This is a genomic window from Lentzea sp., assembly GCF_035525475.1.
Taxonomy (GTDB): Bacteria; Actinomycetota; Actinomycetes; order Mycobacteriales; family Pseudonocardiaceae; genus Lentzea.
This window is the reverse complement of sequence record NZ_DATLEC010000251.1, coordinates 99750-108983: the sequence shown is the minus strand read 5'-3', so window position 1 is coordinate 108983 and position 9234 is coordinate 99750. Positions and strand designations below refer to the sequence as shown.

Annotated in this window: 7 protein-coding genes and 1 pseudogene; 4 read left to right on the top strand and 4 right to left on the bottom strand. The window is 72.2% G+C overall.

All coding sequences use genetic code 11. From position 1 onward, the window contains the following. From VM306_RS38675 to VM306_RS38665, 3 genes are all read right to left on the bottom strand, one after another. The coding region (locus VM306_RS38675) for a fasciclin domain-containing protein (RefSeq protein WP_325524023.1) at nt 1-405 on the bottom strand (405 nt) is incomplete at its 3' end. A 138-nt stretch (nt 406-543) separates the two neighbouring features. Then, nucleotides 544-2046 carry a molybdopterin-dependent oxidoreductase gene (locus tag VM306_RS38670; RefSeq protein ID WP_325524022.1) on the bottom strand — a complete coding sequence of 501 codons (1503 nt, stop codon included), beginning with the start codon at nt 2044-2046 and terminating at the stop codon, nt 544-546. A 117-nt stretch (nt 2047-2163) separates the two neighbouring features. After that, nucleotides 2164-3606: an amidase family protein gene (locus tag VM306_RS38665; RefSeq protein WP_325524021.1), complete on the bottom strand. Its 1443-nt coding sequence runs from the start codon at nt 3604-3606 to the stop codon at nt 2164-2166. Between the two features lie 160 nt (nt 3607-3766). On the opposite strand from VM306_RS38665, the gene VM306_RS38660 reads away from it, so the two are divergent. From VM306_RS38660 to VM306_RS38645, 4 genes and pseudogenes are all read left to right on the top strand, one after another. Beyond that, nucleotides 3767-5548 (top strand): N-acetylglutaminylglutamine amidotransferase, encoded by a 1782-nt coding sequence (locus tag VM306_RS38660; protein WP_325524020.1) that lies wholly within the window; start codon nt 3767-3769, stop codon nt 5546-5548. Between the two features lie 131 nt (nt 5549-5679). Next, complete coding sequence (locus VM306_RS38655; protein ID WP_325524019.1) at nt 5680-6579, top strand: SDR family oxidoreductase; 900 nt, start codon at nt 5680-5682, stop codon at nt 6577-6579. Nucleotides 6580-6752: 173 nt separating this feature from the next. Further along, nucleotides 6753-7070 (top strand): annotated as a pseudogene (locus VM306_RS38650) (SDR family NAD(P)-dependent oxidoreductase); the annotation flags it as partial. Then, a complete protein-coding gene (locus VM306_RS38645; protein ID WP_325524017.1) occupies nt 7067-7207 on the top strand; it encodes a hypothetical protein in 141 nt (46 codons plus the stop codon). The pseudogene VM306_RS38650 and the gene VM306_RS38645, both read left to right, overlap by 4 nt. 57 nt (nt 7208-7264) lie before the next feature. Here the strand turns inward: VM306_RS38645 and VM306_RS38640 are convergent, their stop codons facing one another. Continuing rightward, the gene (locus VM306_RS38640; RefSeq protein ID WP_325524016.1) at nt 7265-9232 is read right to left on the bottom strand and encodes an alpha/beta hydrolase; all 1968 of its coding nucleotides are present in this window, start codon (nt 9230-9232) and stop codon (nt 7265-7267) included. Nucleotides 9233-9234 lie beyond the last annotated feature (2 nt).

The window sequence follows — 9234 nt, the reverse complement described above, 5'->3', positions numbered from 1 at the left end:
GTCGATCTTCGCGAACGCCGAGTCGACCGGCGCGAACACCGTGAACTCGGCACCGTTGAGCGTCGAGACCAGGTTGACCTTCGGGTTCAGCTTGCCCGACACCGCGCTCACCAGCGTCGTGAGCAGCGGGTTGTTGCTCGCCGCCACGGCGACCGGGTCGGCGGCCATGCCGGAGACGGAACCCGCGCCGGACGGGACCTGCTTCGCGTAGTCGGCACAGCCGGGGCCGACGAGGTTCTTGGCCGGGTCGGCCATCGCCGACGTGGACGGCGCCATCGAGGTGGACGGGGTCGGCGCGGTGCTGGAGCTGCTGCCGGCCATGTCGTCCGAGCCGCACGCCGCGCCGAACAGGGCGAGCGAGGCGGCTCCGAGGGCGAGGACGGTGTTGCGGACGGTCTGGTTCATGACTGGACATCTCCCAAGGGGTTTCGGGCAGTTTCTGATGGTGCTTCGCGGCCGCCGGGCGAACAGATGGGTCGAGTTACCGACCTGTTACCTACGGCTTCGCCGTTGGTCCGTTGTGGACGGTCGTCACCGCGCCGGTCAGGAGCCTGCGACCGAGGTGAAGACCATCGAGTGCCAGCCGGTGGCGCCGTCCGGGATCGGCGCCGCGCGATCGTTGGTCTGCGTGGTGCCCTTGCGGTCGGTGGCACGGCATTCCACCGTGTGGTTGCCCGGCCGCAGGTCCAGCTCGACGCGCCACATCCGCCACGTGTCGACGTTGACCTCGGTGCTCAGCGCGGTGTCCTGCCACGGGCCGCCGTCGACCCTGACCTCGACGCGGTCGATGCCGGTGTGCTGGGCCCAGGCGATCCCGGCCACGACGAACCGGCCGGCGGCGACCCTCTCGAACGACTTCGGCCTGTCGATCCTCGACATCACCTTGACCGGGGCCTTCTTGCCCCAGCCGCGCTGCGCCCAGTACGGGTCGAACGTGTCGAACGTCGTGAGTTCCGCGTCCACCAGCCACTTCGTCGCGGAGACGTAGCCGTAGAGGCCGGGAACGACCATGCGGACGGGGAAACCGCGTTCGAGCGGCAACGGCTCACCGTTCATGCCGAGTGCCAGCATCGCGTTCGACCCCGGCGCCATGATGGCGTCGACGGGCGTGCCGCACGTCCAGCCGTCCACGCTGCGCGTCGCGAGCTGGTCGGCACCGGGGCGCACACCGGCCTCCCGCAACAGGTCCGGCAGGGAGACGCCGATGAAGTTCGACGTGGAGATGTACGGGCCGCCGACCTCGTTGGACACGCAGACCAGCGTGATGGTCTTCTCCACCAACGGACGCCGCAGCAGGTCGTCGTAGGTCAGCACCATCTCGTTGTCCACCATGCCGTGCACGCGCAGCCGCCAGTCCTCCGCGCGCAGCCGCGGCACGGTCAGCGCCGTGTCGACCCGGTAGAACTTGTCGTTCGGCGTCAGGAAGCTCGGCGTGCCCTCGCGGGAGAAGTCGGCACCGAACGGGATTTCCGGCGCCTTCTGCCCCGGCCGCAACGTGATCCCACGCCGCGAGGCCTCGACGTCCACACGTCCGGCGAGCCACTGCCCGCCCAGTCCCGAGACAGCGGCACCGGCCGCGACCGCCGCGGTCGACAGCAGGAACCTCCGCCTCCCCTGCACCACCGCGGGCGCCTGCGCCCACAGCCAGCGGAACGCCGCGACACCGACGACGAGGCTCGCCAACGGGGCGACCACCGACCACGCGGTCGTCGTCGGCCTCGCCAGCACCGCGGCCGTTCCGAGCAGGCCGAGCACACCGGCCAGGACCGTGCCGGGCCAGGGACTGCGGCGCGACACCAGACCCGCCACCACACCCAGCGCCGCGAGCACGACCGCCATGCCGCCGAGCAGCACCAGCTTGTCGTTCTCCCCGAACGTGCGGACCGCGAAGTCCTTGACGGGGTGGGGTGTCAGGTCGATCGCGGTGTTGCCGACCGCGAGGAACGGCGACGCCAGCGGGCTCACCAGCCCGGCGACGAGGTGTCCCACCGCCAGCGCCGCGGCCACCGACACCAGGCCGACGAGGATGGATCGAGTTGCCTTCACATCCCTGGTTCGGAACCGACCGCTCGCCGGATTGCCCACCGCAACGTCAAGCACGACCAGGGCGCAAGTCCGTTCGATGAGGGTCACGGCCGGTAGTCCCGGCTGCCCTCGCCGCGACTACCGCGGACGAGACACCTGGCGCTCGGGCATCGTCGGCAGGTAGGTGGGCGTCCGGCGGGCCCGCGTCGCGTCCTCGAAGGCCGCCGCGAAGCGCAGCAGTGCCTCATCGGCTCCCTGCGGGCCGATGAACGACACCCCGATCGCCAGCGGACCGGCGTACCCGGCGGGCACGGAGATGTTCGGACACCCCGCGACCGCCGCGGGCAGGGCGGTGCGCGGTCCGGCCGGGTCGCTGCCGCGCGCGAGCCACGAGGGCCCGTTCGTCGGCGCCATGACCACGTCCAGGCGGTGGGCGGTGAACAGCTCGTCGAGGGACCGGCGCGCCAGGTCGGTCGCGGTGCGCCGCTGCTCGCGGTAGGTCGGGTCGGTGAGCGACCGCGCCTTGACGGCGTCGTGGAACAGCTCCTGGCCGAACCCGCTCAGCTCGACCGGGTCGGCCTCGTTGAACTCGATCAGCTCGCGCACCGTGCGCGGGGCGCCGGGCCGGGTGCGGAGGTACCGCTCCAGGTCGTGCTTGAACTCGGCCACCATCGCGGGCCGGTCGGCGGCGTGGATGCGGTCCTGGTGCCGCGGCTCGACGTCGACGACGGTGACGTCGTGGTGGCGCAGCAGATCCACCGCCGACGCGACGACCCGGTCGACCTCGGGGTCGAACCCGGTCCTGCGCCACACGCCGACGCGCGCGCCCGGCAGGGTGCCCGGGGTGAAGGAGCAGTCGGCGCCCTCCAGGGCCGCCATGAGGATCGCGGCGTCCACGACGTGCCGTGCCATCGGGCCGGCCGTGTCCCTCAGCGCGGTGATCGGCACGATGCCCGCGTTGCTGATCCGGCCGGGCGTCGGCTTGAGGCCCACGATCCCGGCGTGACCGGCCGGGGACACGATCGAGCCGTTGGTCTCGGTGCCGACCGCGACCTGCGCCAGCGAGGCCGCCACCGCGACGGCCGACCCGGACGACGAGCCGCACGGCGTGCGGTCCAGCACGTAGGGGTTCGCCGTCTGCCCACCGGCCCCCGACCAGCCGGACATCGCCCACGGGGAGCGGAAGTTGCCCCACTCCGTCATGTTCGTCTTGCCCAGCACGACGGCGCCCGCGTCGCGGAGACGGGTCACCAGCTCGGCGTCCTCGCGGGGCGGCACGCGCAGTGCCCTCGACCCGGCGGTGGTCGCCAGGCCGCTGGTGTCGATGTTGTCCTTGAGCAGCACGGGGATGCCGTCCAGCACCCCGCGGGACCGCCCGTGCGCCCGTCTGCGGTCGCTCTCCTCCGCCTGGCTCGTGGCGGTCGGCTCGACCGCGAGCACCGCCCGCAGCAGCGGGTCGACCTCGGCGATGCGGGCCAGGTACGCGCTGGTCAGGGCGGCCGAGGTGAGTGTGCCGTCCGCCATTCGCCGCACGAGCGACGGGATCGTCGCACGATCCAGGTCGGCGGCCGTGAGTTCCATGGGTCCATTGCCGGGCTCCCCACCGGCCCGCGTCAACCTGCCGACGGGCGACATGCGCCGTGCTCTTGCTCACACGCGAGCCTGACCACAGGCGGAACATGGTCATCGGCATTCGGGGTAACCGAGTGGCGTCTTGTCACCCGAACACCGAGGAGACGCCATGTGCGGGATCGCCGGTGAGATCGTCACCGACGGAGCAGGCCGTCCGGACCTCGGCGCGGTGGAGCGCATGACGCGGTCCATGTGGTCGCGCGGACCGGATGGCGCGGGAAGCTGGTCGGAAGGACGGGTGGCGCTCGGCCACCGCAGACTGTCGATCATCGACCTGTCCGGGGCCGGTGCGCAGCCGATGACCGACGACGAGCTCGGGCTCGCGGTGGCGTTCAACGGCTGCATCTACAACTACGAGCAACTGCGCGACGAGCTGTCGGCCCACTACCGCTTCCGGTCCACGAGCGACACCGAGGTGATCCTCAAGGCCTACGACCACTGGGGCGAGCGGTTCGTCGAGCACCTGGTCGGCATGTTCGCGATCGCGCTGGTGGACCGCCGCCGCGACCGGGTGCTGCTGGTCAGGGACCGGCTCGGCATCAAGCCCCTCTACCTGGCCGGGGTGCGCGGGCGGACGCGGTTCGCCTCCACCCTCCCGGCGCTGCTCGCCGGTGGCGGCGTCGACACCGAGCTCGACCCCGTCGGCCTGCACCACTACCTGACCTGGCACTCCATCGTGCCCGCCCCGCGCACCGTCCTGCGCGGCGTGCGCAAGCTCCCGCCCGCCACCATCCGGGTGTTCGAACGGGGACGGGAACCCCGCGACCACGTCTACTGGCAGCCGTCGTACACACGGCGCCCCGAGCACGAGGGGTGGACCGAACAGGACTGGCGGCAGGCGGTGCGCGAGGCGTTGCAGGTCGCGGTGCGGCGGCGCACGGTGTCCGACGTGGAGGTCGGCGTGCTGCTCTCCGGCGGGCTCGACTCGAGCCTGCTGGTCGCGCTGCTGGCCGAGGAGGGCCAGCGGCCCAGCAGCTTCAGCATCGGCTTCTCCGACCACAACGGCGTGGAGGGCGACGAGTTCGTCTACTCCGACGCGGTCGCGCAGAAGTTCGGCACCGACCACCACCAGATCCGCATCGGCGACGAGCAGGTCGCCGCCTCGGTCGAGCACACCGTCGGGTCGATGAGCGAGCCGATGGGCAGCCACGACGTCACCGCGTTCCACCTCGTGTGCCGCGAGGTGTCGAAGCACGTCAAGGTCGTGCAGTGCGGCCAGGGCGCCGACGAGGTGTTCGCCGGTTACCGCTACCACCAGCCCGCCGCCGGTGCGGCACGGGACCAGGCGGCCGGTGTGTTCCGCGAGGCGTTCCACGACCTGGGGCACGACGAGCTCGCCCACGTCCTCGAACCGCACTGGCTGACCGACCACGACGTCAGCGGTGACCTGATCACCCGGCACCTCGCCGCCGCGGGCGCGGACACCGCGCTGGACGCCGTGCTGCGGACCGACACGCACCTGCTGATGCCCGACGACCCGGTCAAGCGGGTCGACAACATGGCGATGGCGTGGGGCGTCGAGGCGCGCGTGCCGTTCCTCGACCAGGACCTGGTGGAGCTGGTGGCCGCGTGCCCGCCGGAGCTGAAGTCCGGTCAGGGCGGCAAGGGGATCCTCAAGGACATCGGCCGCGACGTGCTGCCGCCGGAGGTGGTCGACCGGAAGAAGGGCTACTTCCCCGTCCCGGCCCTCACCCGGCTCGACGGCGAGGTCCTCGACCTGCTGCGCTCGACCATGAGCTCACCCGCCGCCCGCCGGCGCGGGGTCCTGCGCCGCGACTACGTCGACGCGCTGCTCGCCGACCCGAACGGCCGGGAGACCAAGGCCGGCGGGAACGAGCTGTGGCACCTCGGCGTGCTGGAGATGTGGCTGCAGCAGCACGGCATCGGCTGACCTGCGCTCCCCCGGCGCCGCGCGGTACCAGCCGCGCGGCGCCGGTCACCGGGTGGGGGACTCGCGGTTGAACACGATCTCCGCGGGAACACCTGCGGTTCCCGAGTTCCATCGTCGCGAGGTGACACCACATGACCGCAGACCAGTACACCCGGCAGGACCCGCGCGAGCAGTACCCGCGTCCCGACGCGCAGGAGGGCCAGGAGCAGTCGCATCCGGGCACCGACCGGCGGATGGGGCCGGAGCCCGACCACGGCGAGCGCACCTACCGGGGCAGCGACCGCCTGTCCGGCACCAAGGCCGTGATCACGGGCGGGGACTCCGGCATCGGCCGTGCGGTGGCGATCGCGTTCGCCAGGGAGGGCGCGGACGTGCTGCTGTCCTACCTCGAGGAGGAACAGGCCGACGCAGAGCGCACGGCCGAGCTCGTGCGCGACGCCGGGCGGCAGGCCGTGCTGGTCCCGGGCGACCTGCGCACCGAGGAGACGTGCCGTGAGGTCGTCGGGCGCGCCGAGGAGGAGTTCGGGCGCATCGACGTCCTGGTGAACAACGCGGCCTACCAGATGTCGCAGGACGAGGGTCTGCTCGGCATCAGCAGCGAGCAGTTCGACCGGGTGTTCAAGACCAACGTCTACGCGATGTTCTGGCTGTGCAAGGCGGCGGTGCCGCTCATGCGTCCCGGCGCGACGATCATCAACACGTCGTCGATCCAGGCCTTCACGCCCTCGCCCGAGCTGATGGACTACGCGGCCACCAAGGGCGCGATCGTCAACTTCACGAAGGCCCTCTCCGCCGACCTCGTCGAGAAGGGCATCCGGGTCAACTCCGTCGCGCCAGGTCCTGTGTGGACGCCGTTGATCCCGGCGACCATGCCCGCGGAGAAGGTCGACGACTTCGGCGCGCAGACCCCGTTGGGCCGCGCGGCACAGCCCGCCGAGCTGGCGCCGGCCTACGTCTTCTTCGCCTCGCAGGAGTCCAGCTACATCACCGGCGAGGTCCTCGGCGTCACCGGTGGCCAGATACTCACCTGAGGCTGAAGGCCGGTCGAAGTCGGCGGCGGCGTGGACCCCCGTGTGCTGGGGGTCTTCGGTGAGGCCGTGTTCGCCGCCGACGTCATCCCGGTCGACGGCCTCGATAACCGGACCAGCAGCCAGGACGTCGTCGAGCAGGCCCAGCAGCTGATGGCCGACGTCGACAGCGAACGCGACCGTTGCGGGCTCTGGTCAACAACGCCGGTGTCCCCGGCATCGGACCGGTGCAGGTCCTGCCCCTGGACCGGTGGCGGCACCTGTTCGAGGTGAGCCTCTTCGGCCCTGTCGCCGTCACCCAGGCACTCCTGCCGGCCCTGCGGCGCGGCAAGGGCCCCGGCACCGCCGCCGCGCACACCACGGCCGGCACGCTGACGCCCGGTCAGGACGACCTCTACGGCCCCCTCCTGCGGGCACTCCCCTCGCACGCCGCGCTTTCACCGAGGGCGGCGTGCCCGCCGAGCACGCGGCGCGGCGGATCGCCAAGGCCGTGACGGACCGGAAACCCCGAGTCCGCTGCACCATCGGCCGCGACGCCGCGATGCTCACCCGCCTGGCCCGAGTGCTCCCCGACCGCGTGCTCGACCGGATGCTCGCGGCCAACCCGCGCCCGCACTACCCGCGTGCGTAGACGTTCCGCGGCACGCCAGGGGCCGAACCGTCGGCCAGATCGGCTCGGTCACCGTGATCACGCCGGCTCCGCCGGAGAGGATCCGGTTCCCGCACGCGACACCAGGGCCAGGTTCGCGGCCACCGCGGCGCCGAGGACGGCCGTGAGCGGTGCGGTCAGACCGGGCAGCGCGTACGAGCCGAGCCAAGCACCCAGAAGTGCCGCACCGATCGCCGCGATCATCCCTGTCCGGCGCGCCTGTGCCGTCCACTCGGGACGGACGCACGCCAGGTACGCGCCGAGTCCCACCAGCAGCCCGGTTCCGGGCACGATCACGGTGGCGCTGACGACGAAGTCGTCCGGGTTGACCGTCCAGACCACCAGAACGCCGAGCAGCCAGCCTCCCAGGCCGAGTGGAAGCGCGGTGGTGACGCGGATCCAGGCGCTCGCCCGTGCGCTGACCCCACCGCGGCGGGAGGCGCGGCGGAGCAGCGCCAGCACGACCAGGCCGAGGAGCGCGCCGCCGACGGCCACGCCGATCAGGAGCCCGGCGATGGCGGACATGCTGAACGGCACGTCGGCGAAGGCCACCGGCCGGGTGTCGAAGCCGGAGCTGTCCACCTTCCCGGTGCCGTAGAAGGTGGTGAGCAGCTGCTTGCTCGCCTCAGGGCGGTGTTCCCAGAAGTCGGCGGTGTGGCCGAGTCCGGAGAGGACCACCTGCTCGCCGCGCGACAGCGACGGCAGCAGCTCCTCTGTGGCGAACCGGGACGGGGTCGAGAAGTCGAGCTCTCCGCTGACGAGGAGGGTTTCGACGTCGGTGGGCCGCACGGTGCGGTACTCGGCGTTGTCGGGGCTGTCCGGCCAGACCGACGTCAGGCCCGGCCCCGCCCAGAGGAAGTCGGTGGAGGCGTTGCCCAGGATCGAGCCGGGGTCGCCGCCCGCGTCCTGGTACCGCTGGTGCGCCGGGGCGTCGATCATGGCGAACGAGGCGAACTCGCCCCACACGATCGAGTCCGGCAGGACGATGTCGCCCAGGACGGACATCGCCCACAGGGCAGCGGTGCCGCCGCCGAGGTAGGCGTCGACCACGGTCGGCGCGTTGTTCGGCGCCGAGCCGCTTCCGTTGTGGTGCATGGCGTACTGGCTCAGCACGCGGACGTTGGTGTCCTTGATGGACAGCGGGCCCCAGCTGTCCGGGATCGCGGTCGCGACGTCGCGGATGGAGGCCGCGAGGTCGGGAGTGCGGGCGGCGCAGGTGGCGTCGGCGCGGCACAGGTCCGCGTACTGGGCGAACTGGGAGTCGGTGGTGCGCGGGTCCCAGAACAGGTGGCCGGGCGGGTTGACCGAGACCATCACGGACCGGTGCAGTGCTTCGGGGTGCCGCCAGGAGTAGACCATCGCGGTGCGGGTGCCGGCGCTGGAGCTGAGCAGGTTGATCCGCTCGTAGCCCAAGGCCTCGCGCGCCGCTTCGAGATCCTCGACCCGCTGGGTGATGGAGTACCCGGTGAGGTCGACGCCGTCCCCGGTCAGCCGCTTGGCGCACAGCTCGAACGCCTTGGTGGTGGCGGGCAGTGTCTTGGCGTCGGTGAGCCCGTCGCCGGCGCGCATGGCCGCGGCGACCTCGGGGCAGTCCAGCCGGCGTGACCCGTCGACGCCGCGGTATCCCACGAGCACCACGTCGCCGGCTCCGGTGAGCCTGCCGGCCTCGGGGAAGGCCGTGTTCGTGGCACCGGGGCCGCCGCCCAGCCGGAAGACCGGTGCGCCGGGGTTCGGCGTGGTGGCGCGGATCCTGGTCACCGGCAACGCGATCAGGTCCGACGCGGGGTCGCGCCGGTTCTCCGGGACGACGAGCGTGCCGCAGTCGGCGGCGACGGCACCGCTCTCGGTGTCGAAGTCGCAGGGTTGTGTCGTCAGCGAGCCGGCGGCGGCCCCGCCGGGCACGGTGAGAGCCTGCTCGGGGCGCACGCCCAGGTAGGCCAGGCCGAGGAGGACGGCACCGGCGAGCCCGATGGCGGCGGCTCGGCGAGAAGGCTTGAACGAAGGCATGC

What these genes read in the sequence shown, in the direction of transcription:
- VM306_RS38665 (WP_325524021.1), bottom strand. Translation starts at nt 3,606, where the DNA reads ATGGAACTCACGGCCGCCGACCTGGATCGTGCGACGATCCCGTCGCTC.
- VM306_RS38660 (WP_325524020.1), top strand. Translation starts at nt 3,767, where the DNA reads ATGTGCGGGATCGCCGGTGAGATCGTCACCGACGGAGCAGGCCGTCCG.
- VM306_RS38655 (WP_325524019.1), top strand. Translation starts at nt 5,680, where the DNA reads ATGACCGCAGACCAGTACACCCGGCAGGACCCGCGCGAGCAGTACCCG.
- VM306_RS38640 (WP_325524016.1), bottom strand. Translation starts at nt 9,232, where the DNA reads ATGCCTTCGTTCAAGCCTTCTCGCCGAGCCGCCGCCATCGGGCTCGCC.